Below are 20,212 nucleotides of genomic sequence, written 5' to 3'. Positions count from 1 at the left end.
CCCGGTATCGTGGACGCTCGTGACGAGGCTCCTGAACGACCGCAGAATCCTCGGGCTCCTCGCCGCACTCGTTGCCCTGGTCGCAGTGGCCGTGGCCGCCACCCTGCTCCCCCACCCGTCGATCGGGGAGATCCGTGGCTGGTCGGAGGCGATCGGACCATCGTTCCTCCTCGTGTTCTTCCTGGTGCACACCCTCGTGACGATCGCGCCGGTGCCGCGCACCATGTTCACCCTCAGCGCTGGCGTGCTGTTCGGGGCTGGCACCGGGATCACCGTCTCCGTCGCAGCGACCACGGTGAGCGCGGTGCTCGCCTTCCTGCTGGTGCGCCGGATCGGCCGCCGGGCGGTCTCGTCGTATCTGACGCATCCGGCGGCGAAGGCGGTGGATCTGCGGCTCGCGCGGCGCGGCTGGCTCGCGGTCGGATCGCTGCGCCTGATCGCCCCGGCACCGTTCTCGGTGGTGAACTACTGCTGCGCGGTGTCGTCTGTGCGCCCGGTGCCGTACACGCTGGCCACGCTCGTGGGAATCCTGCCCGGCACGATCGGGGTGGTCCTGCTCGGTGACGCGTTGACGGGACGGACCGATCCGGCGCTCATGGCCGTGACGGTCGTGTGCCTGCTCGTGGGAGTCGCAGGACTGTGGCTCGAGGCGCGGCTCCCCGAACCCGCGGGTTCCGCACTCGACGCCGTCGACGACACCGATCGGGACCCGACGAAGGCGTCCTGATCACCGCACCCGTCACGATCCGCCGGGGCGCGCGTCGAGGTGGCCGGCCAGCAGCGGCCCGAGCGTCGCGAGCGTATCCGGGGTCATCATCTGCAGGTGGTCGCATCCGATCGTGTGCTCGGTGATCGTTCCGGTCACGAGCGGCCGCCACAGCGCGGGTGAGGCGCCGTCGGGCCCGTCGAGGGATCGCGCGGCGGCGAAGAAGAGCAGGTCCCCGTCGAACGAGCGCAGCGCGAGGTTCGGCGCATCCGCCCGGCCTTGCGTATACGCCGCCATGATCCGCTCGAGGTCACGGGCAGTGAGTCCCGTGTCGTGCCCGACGGCCCGATCGACCGCACCGACGGCGTCCTCGTAGGACAGCGTCTCTCCCCCGTCGCCGGGGATCTCGATTCCCAGTCCGGTGAGCATCTCGGCGAGCGTGAGGGTTCGCCGGTCACGTTCGGTCGGGTAGTAGTCCAGGATCACCAGGTCGACGGTCTCGCCCGCGTCGCGCAGCTCGACGCCCATGTGGTGGACCATCAGTCCCCCCTGGGACCAGCCGAGCAGGGTGTACGGCCCGCGCGGCCGGACGGTCCGCAACTCCTCGACGTACCGGTGCGCGAGCGCGGCGGGCGTCGCGTAGGTGGGACCGCCGGACAGGAACGGCAGTTGCAGTCCGTACAGCGGACGGTCCGGCAGGTAGCGCAGGAGCCCGGCGTACACCCAGGAGATGCCGATCGCGGGATGCACGCAGAACACCGGTGTCCGGTGCCCGCTCCCACGAAGGGTGATCATCACGTCGAGGGTCCCGGACGGCACGGCGATGGTCTCCGCGGCCGTGTCGTCGAGGCGCCGGGCCAGACCGGCCGGTGTGGGATCGAGGAAGATCAGCCCGAGCGGGAGATCCCGGCCCAGCTCGCTGCGCAGTGCCGACGCCACGGCGGCAGCTGCCAGCGAGTTCCCGCCGAGGTCGAAGAAGTTGTCGTCGAGACCGACGCGGTCGCGGTCGAGCACCGCGGCGAACGCGGCTGTCGTGGCACGTTCCCTCGCGGTTCGGGGTGGACGGTATCGGGCAGGGGCGGGCGCGGCGGCGGGCAACGCCGCACGGTCCACCTTTCCGCCGGTGGTGACGGGGAGTCCGTCCAGCACCACGAGTGCCGTCGGGACCATGTACCGAGGCAGCACTTCGGCCGCGCGGCGCAGCACGTCCGCGGTGTCGATCATCGGTGCACCGTCCGCGACCACGTAGCCGACCAGCCGGTCGCCGCCGCCGTCGTCGCGCACCACCACGGCGGCGCGGGTGATCGCGGGATGGCGCAGCAGTGCGGCCTCGACGTCCTCGGGTTCGATGCGCAGACCGTGCAGCTTGACCTGGAGGTCCGCGCGTCCGACGAAGCGGGGTTGGATGCGACCGGACACGACTGTTCCTCGCATCAGGTCGCCGGTGCGGTACGCCCGGGCGCCGGGCTCCCCGAACGGGTCCGCGACGAAGCGGGTCGCGGTCGTGCCGGGCTGCCCGAGATAGCCTCGTGCCAGCCCGGGTCCGGAGAGGTACAGCTCCCCCACCGCGCCGGCCGGCACCGGCTGCAGCCGCCGGTCGAGCATGGTCTCGGTGAAGCCCGGCATCGGCGCACCGACGGTGACGGCCGCGCCGGGGGCGAGCGGGTCGAGCACGTTCGACATCACCGTAGCCTCGCTCGGGCCGTACCCGTTGACCATGTGACGGCCGGGCGCCCAGGTCGTCACCAGCGACGGCGGGCACGTCTCGCCCCCGACGCTCACGAACGTCAGGTCCGGCAGTGCCACCGGGTCGAGCGTCGCCAGGACCGCGGGGGTCGTGTACAGGTGGGTGATCCGCGCTGCGGCGAGGAAGTGCGTGAGGTCGGCCCCGGCACACACCTCGGGCGGCACCACGACGAGCTGCGCTCCCGCCGCGAACGCCACGAACGATTCGAGCAGCGACACGTCGAAGTTCGGCGACACGGACTGCGCTATCCGCGACGTCCGGTCCGCGACGTCCGTCAGCCGGCCCGCCAGGTTCGCGATGCCGCGGTGGGTGACGACGACACCCTTGGGCTTTCCCGTCGACCCCGAGGTGAAGATCATGTACGCGCCGTTGTCGGACCGAACCGGGGCCGCGCGGTCGGTGTCGGTGACCGCCGATGCGGCGAAGCGGTCCAGGTCGGCGTCGCCGACGGACACGACCGGGATCGTCCCGGGCAGATCGATCCCGGTGTCGCGGGTGAGCAGGCACAGCGGATCGACCGCGGCAAGGATCTCGGCCAGCCGATCGGCGGGATGGCCGGGGTCGACAGGTACGTACACGCCGCCGGCCCGGACGACGGCGTGCATCGCGACCAACCCGTCGAGCGAACGCCGCATCGCCACGGCGACGGGGGTTTCCGGGCGGACTCCGCGGGCGAGGAGCAGCCGCGCGAGCCTGTTCACCTGCCGGTCGAATCGGGCGTAGGTCCATCGCTGCCGTCCGTCGACCACCGCGACGGCGTCGGGAGTCCGCCGGGACCAGGTGTCGAGGATCCCGGTCCAGGTCCGGTCGGGCTCCGCGTCCGGGCGGGCTGGCGTGGTCAGGGTGTGCGGGGTGTTCCTGCCGGCGACCCGGAGGCGCCCGAGCGGCAGGTCCGGTCGGGTGACGACGGTCTCGAGGACCCGGGCGACCCGCGAGACGATCTCGTCGGCCGTGCTGCGCGCGAACAGATCCGGCCGGTAGCTGAGGCGCAGATGCATCCGGTCGTCCAGGTGCGCGATCAGGGTCAGCGGGTAGTGCCCCGAGTCGCGGGCGGTGACCTCGCGGACCTGCAGGCCGGCGAGGTCGATGGCCGCCGACAGCGCGGGGCGGTCGACCGGATAGGACTCGAACACCGTCAGTGTGTCGAAGGAGGCGGCGGGACCGCTCGCATGCTGGATCTCGGTGAGCCCGAGGTGATGCCGGTCCAGCAGGTCGGTTTGCTCGGTGCGGATCCGCTCGACCAGCGACCCGAGCGTCTCGTAGGGATCGAGGCGGACCCGGACGGGGACGGTGTTGACGAACAGCCCGATCATCTCTTCGATGCCGGGTACGTCTGCGGGTCGCCCCGAGACGGTGGTTCCGAAGACCACGTCGTCGTGCGAGGTGAGTCCGGCCAGCACGATCGACCACGCGACCTGCATCAGGGTTCCCGCGGTGACCGCGCGTTCGCGGGTGTATGCGCGCAGGCGCCGGGTCGCGGCGGTGGTGAGCGCGCAGGTCGATTCCTCGGACAGTGCCGACACGGGCGCGTCCTGCGCGGCCGCCGCGACGAGGGTGGGCCGGTCGAGCCCGCCGAGGTAGCGTGCCCACGCGGTCCGGGCGGAGACGTCGTCCTGCTGCACGAGCCAGCGCAGATAGTCCCGGTAGGGCCGCACGGGCGGGAGTGCCGCGGTGTCCGTGTCGTTCGCGTAGAGGACGAGCAGTTCCTTCAGCAGCAGCGGCGCGGACCAGCCGTCGAGCAGCAGGTGGTGGCCGGTGAACACCAGCCGCGCGTCGTCCGGTCCGAGGATGACCAGGGTCAGCCGGAGCAGCGGCCCGCGGGCCGGGTCGAATCGCCGGGTGCGGTCGGCGGTCTGCAGGTCGCCGAGCTCGCGGTCGCGGGCGGCGGCGTCGAGTCCGCTGAGATCTCGCTCGAGGAGGGGAATCCCGAGGCCGCCGTGCACGATCTGGACCGGTGGCCCCGCTGCGTCGAGATCGAAGGTGACCCGGAGGTTGGGGTGTCGCGTCGCCAGGGTGTCGACGGCTCGCCGCAGCCGCGGGGCGTCGACCGTCCCACCGAGGCGCAGGGTCAGTTGCACCGTGTACGCGTCGATCGAATCGGATTGCAGGGCGTGGAACAGCAGTCCGGCCTGTAGCGGGGTCAGCGGCCACACGTCCTCGAGTGCGGGACAGCGCAGTTCCAGATCGTCGATACGGTGCTGCGGCAACTCGACCAGAGGAAAGTCGGACGGGGTGTGTCCGCCCGCTCCGGGGCGGGCGACGTGGCGCGCGAGACCGGTCAGCATGGTTCGCCACCGGTCCGCGAGTGCGGCGATCTCCTCTGCGCCGACGACACCGGTGGCGTAGGCGAAGTCTGCGCGCAGGACGGTCCCGTCGGGGGTGTCGACCGCAGCCGTGTTGATCGTGACCACGGCCGGTAGCGGCTGGTGAGGGTCGAGACCCCCCGCGGGCACGGGGTCGAGACCCTGGGGCGGAACAGCGTCGAGACCATCGGACGGAACGGCATCGGCGGCCGCGGCCGGGATCGGGGTACCGATCCGCCCCAGGTAGTTGAACGCGATCTGAGGCCCGGGGAACGGTTCGAGCACCGCGCGGGTCGTCTCGTCGAGATAGCGCAGGATGCCGAATCCGATTCCGTGGTCGGGGATCGCGAGCAGTTGTTCCTTGACGGTCTTGACCGCTGCCGCCGCCGCGGCGTCGCCGCGCGCCATGCCGGCGGGGTCGATGCCGGCGAGGTCGACTCGCACCGGGTACGAAGTGGTGAACCAGCCGATGGTCCGAGACAGGTCGGCGCCGGGCATCACCTGTTCTTCCCGTCCGTGTCCTTCGAGGCCCACCAGGACCTCTGCGAGCTGGGTGCCGTTCTCTGCGCGCCGGGCGATCACCGCCGCGGCGAGGGCGGCGAGGAGACCGTCGACCGCTCTGCCGTGGAACGCCTGCGGAACGGTCGTGAGCAACACCGCGGTGGTCGGGGCGGGAATGTCGACGGTCCGGGTGCCGATCGTGGCGCCGACGTCGATCCGGGGATCGAGCGGTCTGGTCCCGAGCATCGGATCGGCACCGGTCAGCGTTGCGCGCCACCGGTCCAGTTCGGCGGTGCGGGTCCCGCGGCGAGCTTCCTCGGTCAGGCCGTGCGCCCATCGGCGCATGGATGTGCCGACCGGGTCGAGATCGGGCTCGAGGCCGTGCGCGAGTCGCTCCCATGCGGCGGCGAGGTCGGTGGCCAGGATGCGCCAGGACACTCCGTCGATCACCGTGTGGTGGGCGACGAGCAGGAGACGGGAGTCGGTGTCGGCGTCGAACCACACGCTCTGCAGCATCACCCCGGCAACGGGGTTCAGCCGGTCCGTCGCCGCTGCGCACTGTGCCGCGGCGATCGACGTGAATCCCGGTCCGGTGGTGGTCTCGACCGGGATGCGCTGCACGATCTCCCCGGCGGGGACCGACCCGATCGGCCGGGTCTCGAAGTGCCATCCGGGTGCGTCGCCGGCATCGGTGTAGAGCCGGGCGCGCAGCATGTCGTGCCGGTCCACGACGGCCTGGAGCGCCGCGCGCACGGTGTCGTCCCGGAGGCCGGTCGGGAGCGGCAGCAGTACCGCCTGCCGGAATCCGGGACGGCATCCTCCGGTGTCGAGCAGCCATCGCAGGATCGGGGTGAGCGGGACGTCGCCGATTCCTTCGCCGGGCAGTTCCGCGAGTGCCGGCGCCGCGGGGGCAGGTGCCGTGACTATTGCCGCGAGCGCGGCGACGGTCTTGTGTTCGAAGACGTCGCGCGGCGTGAACACCAGGCCGGCGGTCTTGGCCCGCGCGACCAACTGGATCGACATGATCGAGTCGCCGCCGAGCGCGAAGAAGGAGTCGTGTGCACCGACGGTGTCGATCCCGAGCACCGTCGCGAAGATCTGTGCCAGGGTTTCCTCGGTCGGTGTGGACGGCGCCACGTATCCGTGGCCGGTCGCGGCGAAGTCGGGGGCCGGCAGCGCCCGACGGTCGAGTTTCCCGTGCGCCGTCACCGGCAGCTCGGCCAGTGTGACGAGCGCCGCCGGGACCATGTAGTCCGGCAGCCGGTGCGTCAGGTGGCGACGGATGCCGGTGATGCGGACGTCGTCCGGGGGCACCGGTTCGCCGGGGACTACCGGTTCCCTGTTCAGCACCACGTATCCGACCAGCTGTTTCCGGCCATCGTCACCGGGGGTGTCCCGGGCCACCACCACGGCGTGCGCGACATCGGGATGTCGGTTCAGCGCCGCTTCGATCTCGCCGGGTTCGATCCGGAATCCGCGCACCTCGATCTGATCGTCGGTGCGGCCCGTGAATTCGAGGTAGGGGGCGGGTGCTCGATCGTCGGTGCGATTGCGGTGAACCCAGCGCACGAGGTCGCCGGAGCGGTACATCCGTGCCCCGGGGTCGCCGAACGGGCATGCGACGAATCGGGAGGCGGTCAGGGCCGCGCGACCGGTGTATCCGCGGCCCACGCCCGCACCGGTGATGTACAGCTCGCCGGGGACACCGACCGGCACCGGCAGCAGACCGGTGTCGAGCACGTAGACCCGGACGCCCGGGAGGGGACGGCCGATCGGCACCGTTTCGTGCGGGAGATCCGGTTCGTCGGACCCGGTGGTCCCCGGCATCTCGTGGGTCGTAGCGCAGACGGTCGTCTCCGTCGGCCCGTATGCGTTGACCACCGCCGTCCGCGGGTGCGCGGCGCGGAATCGCCGGAGGACGGCGGTTGAGAGCACGTCGCCCCCGGTGACCACCCGGTCCACCCGGTCCCACATCCGGGCCGGCACGACCGCGGGATCTGCCAGGGCGTGGAACAGCGGTGTCGTGGCGAACATCCACGTCACGTCCTGCGTGGTCACCACCGTCGCCGCGGTCGACGGATCGATCGGTCCGGGTGGGGCGAGCACGAGTTCCGAGCCGGTGAGCAGCGCCGGCCAGATTTCCAGCACCGACGCGTCGAATCCGGGCGAGGAGATCGTGGACATCCGCTTCCGGTCGCGGTTCGACAGTGGGCTGTGCACCACCAGGTGCGCGAGGTTCCCGTGGGTGATCGCCACTCCCTTCGGCACGCCGGTGGAGCCTGAGGTGTAGATGACGTACGCCGTGTCGGCGGGGCGGAGGGGGCGGATCCGGTCGTCGTCGGTGACCGGCCGCGCGTCGTCGGGCGCACGGTGGGACCGCGGGACTCCCTCCGTGTCGAGGACCAGGTGGGGGCGGTGGCCCGGCACGGACGAGTGCCGGTCGTCGGTGAGCACCATCCGGGGCGCCGCGTCGGTGAGGAGGAAGTCGGTGCGTTCGCTCGGGTAGTCGGGGTCGAGGGGAAGGTACGCACCGCCCGCGGCGGTGATCGCGAGGAGCGCGACGATCAGCGCGGGCGACCGTCCCACGACGACGGCGACGACGGATTCGGCGCCCACCTCCAGTTCGACGAGCAGGCGCGCGAGCCGGTTGGCGTTCGCGTCGAGCTGCCGGTACGTCCAGCTGCGGGTGCCGAAGGTCAGCGCCACGGCGTCCGGTGTCGCCGCTGCCTGCTCGGCGAACAGCGCGGCGACGGTGCGCTGGGGCGCGGACACCGCGGCACCGCTCCACTGCTCGACGAGGTGGTGCCGCTCGACCGGGTCGAGCAGGTCGACGAGGCCGAGCGGGTCGCCCGGGGAGGTCACCGTCGATTCCAGGACGCGCAGGTACCGGGTGGCGAAGTGTTCGACGGTGTCCCGATCGAACAGGTCGACGGCGTATTCGATCGTCCCGTGCAGGGCCCCGGCGTCCGGTGCGGTCGTTCCCGACAGGGTGCTCTCGGCGAGGCCGACGTACAGGTCGAAGCGGGCGATCTCGGTAGGGATCGGGACGACCTCGACGTGCAGGTCGGGAAGGTCGAGCCGCGGCACCGGGTTGTTCTGCAGCGCGAAAGCGACCTGGAACAGGGGGTGGTGCGCGGTCGAACGCTCCGGGGCGATCAGTTCGACGAGCCGCTCGAACGGCGCATCCTGGTTCTCGTAGGCGGCCAGCGCCTTGTCGCGGACGCGGTCGAGGATCTCGGCGAACGACCGGTTCCCCGCGATGTCCTCCACCCGGAGCACCCAGGTGTTGACGAAGAAACCCACGAGGTCCGTGAGCGCTTCGTCGGTGCGGCCGGCGACCGGCCCGCCGAGGGTGATGTCCGGCCCGGCGCCGAGTTTGTGCAGCAGCACGACCAGTGCCGTTTGAAAGACCATCGACGCGGTGGCACCGTGCGCCCTGGCGAGGTCGTCGACCGCGGCCCGCAGGCGCGCGGGCACGGTGAACTCGACCTGCCCGCCGCGGGAGGACTGCATCGGGGGGCGGGGACGGTCGAATGGCAGTGTCACGCATTCGGGCACGCCGGCCAGTTCCCGCTGCCAGTAGGCGAACTGGGCGTGCATCGGGCTGCCGGGGTCGTCGTTGCCGCCCAGCACGGCGCGTTGCCACAGCGTGTAGTCGGCGTACTGCACCGGGAGGGGTTCCCAGTCCGGTTCGGCCCCGGCCGAGCGTGCCGCGTAGGCGCGCAGCAGATCGCGCACGAGCGGCACCATCGACGCGCCGTCGCCGGCGATGTGGTGCAGTACCAGCACGAGCATGTGGTCGGCGGGTCCGGTACGCAGCAGCGCCGCACGCACCGGGATGTCGGTGGACAGGTCGAACGGCCGCCGTGCCTGTGCGCGGATCGCGTCCGTCACGTCGTCGGGCGGGATCGTCGACACCGGCAGCGTCGCCGGGGCCGGCGGCAGGATCTGCTGGAAGGCGACTCCGTCGATCTCCGCGAACACCGTGCGCAGGCTCTCGTGCCGAGCCACGACGTCCCCGAACGCCGCCTGCATGGCCGCGACGTCCACTCGCCCGGTCAGCCGGGCCGCCATCGGAATGTTGTACGTCGCGGACGGTCCTTCGTAGCGATCGATGAACCAGAGCCGTGATTGCGCGTAGGACAACGGGATTCGTTCCGGTCGGGACTGCGGAACGAGCGGCGTCCGGGCGAGGCCGCAGTCGGCGAGCCTGGGCGCGAGTTCCGCGACGCGCGGCGCCTCGAAGATCACCCGGATCGGTACCTCGGCCTGCAGCACGGCCCTGATGCGGGCCACGGCTCCGGTGGCCACCAGCGAATCACCACCGAGTTCGAAGAAGTCGTCGTCGATTCCGATCCGGTCGGGTGGGAGGTGCAGCACCTCCGCGAACACGCCCACCAGCGTGCGCTCGATCCGGGATCGGGGGGCACGGTACACCGCGCCACGCAACGTCGGTGCCGGTAGAGCGGCGCGGTCGAGTTTGCCGTTGGCGGTGAGCGGCATCTCGGCCAGCGGCACGACGGTGGCCGGCACCATGTATTCCGGCAGCATCGCCGTGACCGAGGCGCGGAGCGCCACCGGGTCCGGCATCCGCCCGGGCACGGGCACCACGTACGCGACCAGGCGTTCCCGGCCCTCGTCCTCCCGGACGACGGCGACGGCCTGCGACACCTCGGCCAGGCTCGCCAGTGCCGCCTCGACCTCGCCGAGTTCGAGCCGACGACCGCGCACCTTCACCTGCAGATCCGCGCGACCGAGGTAGGCCAGCACCGGTTCCGGCCGGGTTCCGGCGGATCCGTCGTCCCCGTCGTCCCATCGCATCAGGTCCCCGGTTCGGTACATCCGCGACCCGGGCGGCCCGAACGGGTCGGCGACGAATCGGACGGCGGTCGCTCCCGGGCGTCGGTGGTATCCGCGGGCGAGCCCGGGACCGGCCGCGTAGAGCTCACCGACGACGCCCACCGGCACGGGGTGCAGTCGCGGATCGAGGACGACGGCGCGGAATCCGGGGCCCGGCCCGCCGACGGTGACGGAGGTGCCGGGCGTGAGGTCCGCCGAGGCCATCTGCACGGTGATCTCGCTGGGCCCGTATCCGTTGACCATCCGGCGGCCGCGCGCCCATCGATCCACCAGCCCGGGTGGGCAGTCCTCACCGCCGACACTGACGAAGCGGATCCCCTGCACGTGGTCGGGGTCGAGTGTCGCCAGGACCGCGGGTGTGGTGCAGAGGTGGGTGACGTGCGCGGCGTCCAGTTCCCGCGCGAGTTCCTCGCCGCCGAACACGGTCGTGTGTCCCACCACGAGGTGCCCGGCCGCCCCGAACGTCACGAGCAGTTCGAACACCGCCAGATCGAAGCTCGGCGAGGTGCCGTGCCACACCCGGGAGTCCGCGGTGGCGAGGGTGCGTGTGTGCGCGACCAGATTCGACAGGCCGCGGTGCGCGACGACCACACCTTTCGGCGTGCCGGTGGAACCGGAGGTGTAGATCAGGTAGGCGGGCTGGTCGGGGCGCACGATGGCTCGACCGTCCGCAGCGGTCACCGTGCGTTCCGGGTACCGGGTCAGGGTCGCGATCACCCGCGGATCGTCGAGCATCACCCACCGGACCCGGTCGGAGAGCCGGCTCCGCTGCTCGACCGTGGTCAGTCCGAGCACCGCGCCGCAGTCGTGGAGCATGAAGTCGATCCGGTCCTGCGGGTAGCCGGGATCCACCGGCACGAATGCGGCCCCGGTCCTGGTGACCGCCCACACCGCCAGCACGGATTCGACGGAGCGGGCCATTCCGATGGCCACGAAACGTTCGGGTCCGGCTCCCGCCTCGACGAGCAGGCGCGCCAGCCGCGCGGAGGTCGCGTCGAGCTCCCGGTAGCTCATCCGGACCTGCCCGCACGTGACCGCGGTCGCGTCGGGATCGACCGCGACTGCCGCGGCCAGGATCTCGGGCAGCGTGCGGTCCGGGACCGAGGGCGGTCCCGTCACGGGGGCGAGGACTCGGCGCTCGGTGACGTCGAGCAGGTCGACGTCACCGATCGGGATCGCCGGGTCGGCCACGGCCGCCGCGAGGAGCCGGTGCATCCGGTGTGCGAACCCGGCGATCGTGCCGGCGTCGTGGACGTCCGGGTCGTACCGGATCCGGAGGGCGGCGTCGGCGGTCGCGGCGGACGGTCCGGTGAGGCCGATCCGCAGATCGACGGCGCCGAGGGCCGTGTGTTCCGCGGAGGCGGCGGCCGCGGCGGCGTCCCGTTCGACCGTCACCCCGAACAGCGGTGTGTGGGATCCGTTCCGCGTCGGTGCCAACGCGTCGAGCAGCCGCTGTCCGGGGACTGCGGCGTGCTCGAAGGCTTCTCCATCCACTCGCCGTACGTCGTCGAGCAGCGCCGCCATGCCGGTCGCACCGCGAACGCGGGTGCGCAGGGGCACGAATTCCGCGATGGCGGGTGCGCTGTCGCCGGTGGCGGGCGGGTCGGTGCCGACAACGACGTCGTCGGTGCCGGTCAGCCGGGCGACGAGGATCGCCGTCACGGCGTGGAGGACGGTGAAGGGATCGGTGCCGTGCCGATCGGCGAGCGCGACGATTCCGCGGTACAGGTCGGACCCGAGCGGGTGCACGGCCTCCGCCCATCGGCGCCCGATCGCGGTCGGGCCCGCCGGCCGGGCGACCGCGCTCCGGTCGGGGGAAAGATTCGGTGGCGCCGGTGTTCCGGCGAGCACTTCGGTCCAGTGGGCCAGCAGCTCGGTCGCCCGATAACGGGGTGCCGCCGCGACCGCGCTCGGGGGATGGACGGACGTGAGCGGAGTCCGGGGATCGACGGTCAGGAATTCTTCGAGAACCTCGGCGATCTGCGCGCATTGTTCGGCCGCCTCGTCCACGCGGTAGCGGTTGGGGTTGGCGCGGAATTCGATCGTCGTCCCGGCCGGGGTGCCCGTGCGGGAGACGGTGATCAGCCGGTCCCCGACCGGCCCGCGGGACAGAACGTGCGGGATTCCGACGAGGTCCCCGAGCCGGGGTTGCTGATCGAAGAGCATCACGTTGACCAGTGGCACCGAGAACCGGGACATGGGCGCGACCGACGATCGGCGAATGTCCTCGATGCCGCACGCCTGGTGCCGCAGCGCCCCGACCAGTTCGAGGTGCGTGCGCTGCACCAGATCCTCGATCGGCTCGTCCGGCACGATCCGGATCCGCAGAGGCACCACGTTCACCAGCATCCCGGCGGATCGTCGTAGTTCGGCTGTCGTGCGCGCCGACACGGGAATGTGCACGAGAACCTCGCATCGACCGGACAGCCGCGAGAAGCAGCACGCGAAGGCCGCGAGGATCACCGCGGCCGGGGAGGCACCCCCCGGCGCCGACGGATCGGTCAGGCGGGCGTCGGTTGCCGCGGGCAGTTCGGCCCGGGTCGTGATGGTCCGGACAGCGGGCGGCACCTCCGAGACCTCGGGCGACTCGGCGAAGTCCCGGACTCGTTCCCTCCAGTAATCCCGGTCGGCGACGAAGCGGCGCGAGTCGCGGTACTGCCGGTCCTTCTCGTACAGGGTGCGCAGGTCCGCCGGCGGCTTCCGCTCGATCGTGCGCCCGTCGAGTGCCGCGGTGTACATCGCCGCGCTTCGTTCGACCAGGATCATGGCGCCGTATCCGTCGAGGGCGATGTGGTGCGCCTTGATGTACACGAGGAAGTCCTCGGGACCGACTCGGAGGACGGCGATCCGGCACAAGCGATCGGCGAGCAGGTCGATCGCGGTTTCCACGTCACGCCGGAGCCAGGTCTCCGCGGCCGCCTGCGGGTCGTCCGCATCGCGGAAATCGAGGACCTCGGTGTCGAATCCGAGGTCCGGGTCGATCATCTGGAACGGCCGGCCGTCCACTTCGATCAGGCGGAGAAACACCGTCTCGAACTCGCGCCCTGCGCGCGTCGCCACGGCGCGCACGAGGTCGAGGTCGAGGTGGCCGTGGAACTCCACGTACTGGGCGATCACGTACGGGACGTCGGGGGCGAGCTGCTGGGCGAGCCAGATGCCGTACTGTGCGGGCGACAACGGGAATGCGCCCTCCGGGATGTGCTCGTCACCGGTATCGGCTTCGCTGTGGATGACGGGAGTGGCCATTGCGGCCCCCTTCAGGTGGAGACTGCGATCCGTGTGCGTGGTCGACGCCGGAGGCGCATGCCTGCCGGGTTGCCGTCTCGCCTGCGCTCGTCGTGATCACCTGCGGCGCAACTTTTCCTGGAGAACGGGGTGCGGGCCGGCGGCAGGGCCTCGAAATGTATCCGACAAGCGTAGGCGCGTACGGCCGTCTGCGGCAACGCTTCGCGCCGGACGAGCGGCGTGGTGGTCGACCGCTGCGCGCTGCGTCACCTGCGATTCGCCGCGGCCAAACGACCCGTAAAACAATCCCATAGTTTGTTTTGGCCCATAGATCCGATCTTGAGCCCGTTGTATGCTGTCGAAACGAACTCCAGCTCCACCGTCGGCGCTTCGCACCACGAAAGGATTCTCCACTCCGCTGCACACTGCCCGGCCGGAGAGCGGGAGCACCGTCACGACCGGCCCCGCTCCCCCAGGCGCCGTGGATGTTACGAACTCCACGCGAGCGTCTCGTTCAATTTCGTTGCGGTCCAGCGGTTCCGCGCCATCGGTGCGACGTGCGGGCAGCGCGTCAGCGACCTCGGCGTCCACACCCGATGCGCCTGTGGCGCCGATGAATCTTCTTGCAAAACAATATGTTCCAACATATCGGCCACATCGGCACAGACAGCCGTTCGCCTTTTCGGGAGCGAGGAAACCGCCATGCCGATCCAGAAGTGCGTGGGAACCCGGTCCGGCACAGTGTGGGTGGACCTCTTCGGAGACACGGTGGAGTATGCGCACGAATCGAGTGCACACCAGCTGAGATCGTGGGCGCGTGAGTATCTCACCGCACCCCATCCCGACCTCGGCCGGGACGGGCCGGTGTGCCCGTTCGTCCGCCCGTCCATCACCAGGCAGCTCTTCGCGGCGGCGTTCGTGCACGGACAGGAACTCGACGCGACCCTCCTCGGCACGATCGTGGCCGACCAGTTCGAGATCTATCTCGAACTCGTACGCCCGGCCGACAAGGATCGCTGCCTGAAGACGTTGGTCACGGTGCTGCCGGATCTCGCGGACTGCTCCGTGATCGACGTCGTGCACGCGGAATACAAGTCCCGGTTCGTCGACCGGGGATGCATGCTCGGCCAGTTCTATCCCGGATGTCCGCAGCCGGGGCTCTGGAATCACGACTTCCGCCCGCTCGACGCCCCGCTCCCGATGCTCGTCGCGCGCTCCATGATGACGACGGACTTCCCGTTCCTCATGGGCCGCCAGGACTGGCTGCGGGCCTATTTCAAGAACTTCGCCCCCGGCCTCCCGTCGATGCTGCGGGTCGCTCTCGCGCAGCGGATGGCCTACGACGGGGACGCCGTGGACGCGATCACCGCGCATCATGCCCTGACCGGGGACGAGCCCGCCCGTGCGAGCGAGCCGCACCCCCGCATGCAGACAAGGTTTCAGGCTTGATTTTCTCTCATCAAGGTTTCACACTTGACCAGTGTTCGTATTGACGGTCGACCAACGCGGCAGCCGCCGAGACGTCGACCGTGTCGCAGGGCTGCTCACCGACCTCCACGATCCGAGGCTGGCCCGTCCGTTCGACCGGACCGCCGGGGACGAAGTCCAAGCCGTCACCGACGACCCCGGGGCGGTCGTCGATCTGGTTCTCGAACTGCTCCGACGTGAGCGGTGGAGCATCGGCATCGGTATCGGACCCGTCGAGACCCCACTGCCGGCACAGACCCGCGCGGGGCGCGGACCGGCCTTCGAACATGCCCGCCAGGCCGTCGAACGCGCCAAGAACGCCATCGGGCAGCTCGCCGTCGACGGCTCCGACGCACCCGCGGCGGCCGACGCCGACGCCGCACTCACACTCCTCGCGACCGTTGTGCTCCGCCGCTCCCCGCAAGGCCACGAGGCGGTGTCACTCGCCCGGACCGGACTGACCCAGGCCCGGATCGCCGCGGAACTCGGCATCAGCAAACAAGCCGTGTCCCAGCGCCTGTCCGCCGCCGGATGGCAGGCCGAACTCGCCGGATGCACCCTCGCCCGTCGACTCCTCGAAAGGGCCGATCGTTGACCGTCCTCTCGCTGGCACTGCTCGCCGTCGTCGCCCTCGCGCCCGTGCTGAGCCTGCGCCCGAATGCGCCCGTCTGGCCGGCGCCGGTGATCTCGACGGCCGCGCTGATCGGGGCCGCCACCGCCGCGTCGGCGACGACCGCGGTGCAGGGGTTCGTCTACGCCGCCACCCTGGTGCTGACGATGCTCGCGGCGATCACCGGCGGCGGGCCGGCCGTACTCGCCGCGTTCCGCATCGCGCGCCGCCAACCCGACGCCGGTCCCGAGCCGGCCGCGGCGGCGCCCGGAGGGGCACCGGTTCCGGGTCCGTTGCGCGGTGGCCGGGTCATCGGCATCCTCGAACGCGCGGCGGTGGCCGGTGCGGTGCTGGCCGGCTGGCCCGAAGGCATCGCGATCGTCCTGGCGGTCAAGGGCCTGGCCCGCTACCCGGAACTGCGCGAGCCGCAGGCCTCCGAGCAGTTCATCATCGGAACCGGCACCAGCGTCCTGTGGGCACTGGCGGTGTGTGGCGTCGGCTGGTCGCTGCTCACCTGACCGAGGGACCCGGTGCGGTCCCGTCCGCGCGGCTGAGCCGAACTTCGGCCCCCGGTGCGTGGTTTCGGTAGCGGGCGCTACCGAAACCACGCACGAGCCGGACGGCCTCCTCGGTGGAACTCAGCCCTCTGCGCCGAGGATTCGGTCCAGGTCGTCGAGCACCGTCATTCCACCCAGGGGTCCGACGCCGGTGATCCAGTAGGACTGGTCGACGAGGTGCAGATTCGGGAAGTACTGCGCGTTCGCGGTCACCGCGGCCGGCATGGTCGCCGGATCGTCGGGCTGCGCGCTGGTGACGACGACCAGGTCGGCCTTGGCCTCCGCGGCCAGTTCGGGCGACAGGTCGACGGAGATCGAGTTCTCCCAGTCCCGCGGCGGAATCGTCAGACCCGCGCACTCGAGGGTGCTGCCGGCGAACGAGGTGGGCCCGTACAGGGTGAGGTTGTCGTTGCGGGGCCGGATGAGCTGCGCGGTCCGGCCTTCGGTGCGGTGCTCGGTCGCGATCTCCTCGCACCGCGCGGTGTAGTCGTCGAGAAGGGTCTGCGCCGCGTCCTCCTTGCCCAGGACACCGGCGACGAAGCGGACGTTGTCCTGCCACGGGTCGGCCTGCGAGGCCATGAACACGGTCGGTGCGATTCCCGCGAGCTGCTCGTACAGATCGCCGTGGCGGGTCTCGGTGCCGAGGATCAGGTCGGGCGCCAGCGCCGCGATCGCCTCGACGTTCGGTTCCGCGACGGTACCGACCGTTTCGATTCCGGCGGCCTCCTCGCCGAGATAGGCCGGAACGCCGGTGGCCTCGCTCAGCACGGCGGCACCGACCGGTGTCGCGCCCAGGGCGATGGTGGTGTCGAGCTGGACCGGTTCGAGGACGACGACCCGCTGCGGGCTGTCCGGAACCTCCGCCACGCCGTGCGCGTGCTCAACCGTGCGCGTCGTGGCCGCGGCAGTATCGGACTCGTCACCGCCGCCGCTGCTTCCACACGCGGTGACCGCGACCGCCGTGGTGGCCGCGACCACGCCGAAGAACACGCGATTCATCCGTGTCGCAATCCGTCCCACTTCACTCTCCTGAAGACATGCCGACGGCCGGGCGGTTCCTGCGCTGCCCAGCCGTCCGGCTAGCATCGAACAAATATTGGTGAGCCTAACCTACAAGGAGTCGCCGGTGTCCACGGAGCGGATCCACACCTGCACGGAGCCGGCCGATGCGCTCACCAGTCGGCGCGCCGACGCCTGTTCCCGGCAGTCGTCCTCCGCGGGCGAGCCGATGGTCGCACGGGCCGGGAGAACCCGATTGTGGGTCCTGATCGAGCACCCGGGACCGTGGCCGTATTCCGCCCCGGAGGGAGTCCTGCCCCCGGCGCTCGTCGACCGCATCGACGCCGCGCCCGGACACGTTCGCCTGGCGCTGATCCGCCGGCCGCGCGCCCGGACGGCCGACCGGCCGCGGTGGATCCTGGCCTGGTCCGACGGCACGCGCCACTGGATGCGGGAGGGAACCGCGACCGGCTACGACGAACTCGCCGGCCTGCCCTTCGCCGCGTGCGCGGCGGGCATCGAACCGGATGTCGGGGCGCCGCGGCACGTCCCGTTGTTCGCCGTGTGCACGCACGGGAAGAAGGACGCGTGCTGCGCGGAACTGGGCCGGCCGATCGTGTCCGCGCTGACGCCCGTCGACGATGCCGACGTGTGGGAATGCACCCACATCGGCGGCGACCGGTTCGCCGCGAACATGGTCGTGCTGCCCGAGGGGCTGTACTTCAGCAGGCTCGGAACGGAATCGGCACGCGATGTCGTGCGCGAATATCGTGCCGGCGTTCTGCCTCTCGATCACCTGCGGGGACGGGCCGCGTTGTCCCAAACCGCGCAGGCCGCCGAGCACGCGGTCCGCTCGGCCACCGGCATCGTCGCGGTGGACGCGCTCGAACACCTCACGGAGACGTCGGCCGATTCGGTCACCGTCGTCGAGCTACGGATGAGCGCACGGAATTTCCGGGTCGCCGTGCAGGCCGGTGCGCCGCAGCCGTCCTTCTCCCACGGATGCCGGTCGGGCGGCACGGTGACGTGGAGCAGCTGGATCGTCGATTCGATCGAGGAACTACCCGCCCCGTGAAGCCGGCCCGTGCGTGGATCCGGTAGCCCCTGCCACCGAATCCACGCACGAGCGAGACGTCACTCCTGGCGGTGCCTCGGCTCGTCGGGCGCCGTCGGTGCCGCGGAGCCCTCGGCGGGGGGCACCCACCCCGCCTGCAGGGGCGACGACGGCGGCAGCTCACCGGGCTTGTCGAACTCCGGTGCCCCGGCCCGCTCCGGGGTCGTGCGCACCGCCGGGTCGACGGGTTTGCGGGCGACGGCTTCCGCCTCGGCGACCGCCTGCGCGACCTCCGGGTCGCGAGCCGTGGTGAACCAGTCGGCGACCTCCGCGCTGTCGTCCTCCGGCCGGGGCAGTTCCTCCTCGACCGGCGTGGCCTCGAACCGGAACACCCCGTCGTCGCCGGGCGCACCGAGAGTCTTCGCGAATCCCTTGAGCGCATCCCCGAAGTCGCTGGGTACCAGCCACACCTTGTTCGCATCGCCCTGCGCCATCTGGGGCAGCGTCTGCAGGTACTGGTACGCGAGCAGTTCGGGGGTCGGCTTGCCGGACTTGATCGCCGCGAACACCTTCTCGATGGCCTTCGCCTGGCCCTGCGATTCGAGGTACTTCGCGGCCCGATCGCCCTGTGCCCGCAGGATCCGCGACTGGCGTTCGGCCTCGGCCTCGAGGATCGCGGCCTGCTTCGAACCCTCCGCCGAGAGGATCCGCGACTGCTTGTCGCCCTCGGCGGTCTTGATCGCGGCTTCGCGGTGGCCCTCGGCGGTGAGGATCATCGCGCGCTTCTCACGATCGGCCTTCATCTGCTTCTCCATCGATTCCTGGATCGACGGCGGCGGATCGATGCTCTTCAGCTCGACCCTGGCGACCCGCAGGCCCCACCGGCCGGTCGCTTCGTCGAGCACCCCGCGCAACTGCCCGTTGATGGAGTCGCGCGAGGTCAGGGTCTCTTCGAGGGTCATCCCGCCGACCACGTTGCGCAGCGTCGTCACCGTCAGCTGCTCGACCGCGGCGATGTAGTTGCTGATCTCGTAGACGGCGGCCTGCGGATTGGTGACCTGGAAGTACACGACGGTGTCGATACTCAGTGTCAGGTTGTCCTGGGTGATCACCGGCTGCGGCGGGAACGACACCACCCGCTCGCGCAGATCCACCTTGGCGCGGATCCGGTCGACGAACGGCACCAGGAACGTGAGCTGCCCCGACGCGGTCCGGTAGTAGCGACCCAGCCGTTCGATCACCGCGGCCTCGGCCTGCGGCACCAGGGCCACCGACTTGACCACGACCAGGACCACCAGTGCCACCAGAACGGCGAGCACGATCAACGCTTCCATCGTCAGACACTCCTCCACACGACGGCCGTCGCGCCGTCGATCTGCATCACCGTCACGGTCGTTCCCGGTTCGTACACCTCGGTGTGGTCCAGCGGCCGCGCCGTCCAGACCTCACCGTCGATCTTGACCTGTCCGGAATGTTCGGCGACCTGCTCGAGAACCAGCGCGTGTTTGCCCGGCAGGGCCTCGACACCCGTGGTCAGCGCGGGCGGGGCCGCATAACGCCGCCGCAACGCCGGTCGCACCCCGAGCAGCAACACCAGCGACGACAGGGCGAACACCACAGCATCGACCCACACCGGCAGGTCCGTCGCGGCCGAGACACCCGCGGTCACCAGGGCCGCGCCACCCAGCATCAGCAGCACGAAGTCACCGGTCAGCGCTTCGGCCGCGGCGAGAGCCACACCCGCGATCAGCCAGATCAATGCCGTCACGTCACCCATGGAACCACAATTCGGACATGTGGGCAGATGCCCTGGCAGAGCGACCTTCGCGACCCCGGCACCGCACCGTCCCCGGGTCGGAAGAACGTGGATCCGACCGACCGGAACAGGTTCTTTCCACCGGGTGATATCGGCGTACCGTTCCCGGACCGTGGGTATCGTCCCGGTCCGGTCCCTGCTGGTCGGCGCACTGGCGGGCCGGAACGTCGACGTCGACCCCACCGACGCCGCGATCCTCGCGGCGACGATGCGCGTCTCGGTCGGTACGGTGTTCCGCCGTTTCGCACCACGGAAGAGTTGCTCGAGCATCGGACCGGACCATCACCGACGTCGGCGGCGTGGGCGCGGGACTGCCGGACGCCGGACCCACGCCCGCGGACGGTGGCCGCTGACCGGACGCTTCGGG

9 protein-coding genes are annotated in these 20,212 nt (G+C 70.9%); 5 read left to right on the top strand and 4 right to left on the bottom strand.

The genetic code is table 11. From position 1 onward, the window contains the following. The first annotated feature begins 19 nt into the window (after nt 1-19). Nucleotides 20-727, top strand: a complete 708-nt coding sequence (locus A8G15_RS07215; RefSeq protein ID WP_068157235.1) for a TVP38/TMEM64 family protein — start codon at nt 20-22, stop codon at nt 725-727. A gap of 12 nt (nt 728-739) precedes the next feature. On the opposite strand, the gene A8G15_RS07210 is transcribed toward A8G15_RS07215, so the two are convergent. Beyond that, nucleotides 740-13,363 (bottom strand): non-ribosomal peptide synthetase, encoded by a 12,624-nt coding sequence (locus A8G15_RS07210; RefSeq protein WP_068157233.1) that lies wholly within the window; start codon nt 13,361-13,363, stop codon nt 740-742. A gap of 681 nt (nt 13,364-14,044) precedes the next feature. Between A8G15_RS07210 and A8G15_RS07205 the strand changes: the two genes are divergently transcribed. From A8G15_RS07205 to A8G15_RS07195, 3 genes are read left to right on the top strand one after another with little or no spacing between them, the layout of a single operon-like run. Further along, entirely contained in the window at nt 14,045-14,791 is a 747-nt protein-coding gene (locus A8G15_RS07205) for a DUF6875 domain-containing protein (protein WP_068157230.1), read from the top strand. Between the two features lie 31 nt (nt 14,792-14,822). After that, nucleotides 14,823-15,404 carry a hypothetical protein gene (locus A8G15_RS07200; RefSeq protein WP_068157226.1) on the top strand — a complete coding sequence of 194 codons (582 nt, stop codon included), beginning with the start codon at nt 14,823-14,825 and terminating at the stop codon, nt 15,402-15,404. Then, nucleotides 15,401-15,937 carry a hypothetical protein gene (locus A8G15_RS07195; RefSeq protein WP_068157223.1) on the top strand — a complete coding sequence of 179 codons (537 nt, stop codon included), beginning with the start codon at nt 15,401-15,403 and terminating at the stop codon, nt 15,935-15,937. Before A8G15_RS07200 ends, A8G15_RS07195 begins: the two co-directional genes overlap by 4 nt. Nucleotides 15,938-16,057: 120 nt before the next feature. Here the strand turns inward: A8G15_RS07195 and A8G15_RS07190 are convergent, their stop codons facing one another. Continuing rightward, on the bottom strand, nt 16,058-16,975 hold the full coding sequence (locus A8G15_RS07190) for an ABC transporter substrate-binding protein (protein WP_068157219.1): 918 nt from the start codon (nt 16,973-16,975) through the stop codon (nt 16,058-16,060). 127 nt (nt 16,976-17,102) lie between these two features. Here A8G15_RS07190 and A8G15_RS07185 point away from each other — a divergent pair, with 127 nt between their 5' ends. Next, nucleotides 17,103-18,050 carry a ferredoxin family protein gene (locus A8G15_RS07185; protein WP_245687745.1) on the top strand — a complete coding sequence of 316 codons (948 nt, stop codon included), beginning with the start codon at nt 17,103-17,105 and terminating at the stop codon, nt 18,048-18,050. A gap of 59 nt (nt 18,051-18,109) precedes the next feature. On the opposite strand, the gene A8G15_RS07180 is transcribed toward A8G15_RS07185, so the two are convergent. Then, nucleotides 18,110-19,363, bottom strand: coding sequence for an SPFH domain-containing protein (locus tag A8G15_RS07180; protein WP_068157379.1), 1,254 nt, complete (start codon nt 19,361-19,363; stop codon nt 18,110-18,112). Between the two features lie 2 nt (nt 19,364-19,365). Beyond that, the gene (locus A8G15_RS07175) at nt 19,366-19,797 is read right to left on the bottom strand and encodes an NfeD family protein (protein ID WP_211270127.1); all 432 of its coding nucleotides are present in this window, start codon (nt 19,795-19,797) and stop codon (nt 19,366-19,368) included. Between the last annotated feature and the right edge of the window lie 415 nt (nt 19,798-20,212).

The organism is Rhodococcus phenolicus, from assembly GCF_001646785.1.
GTDB lineage: Bacteria > Actinomycetota > Actinomycetes > Mycobacteriales > Mycobacteriaceae > Rhodococcus > Rhodococcus phenolicus.
Note: the sequence above shows the minus strand (reverse complement) of the source record. Positions and strands in the feature narration are given on the sequence as shown.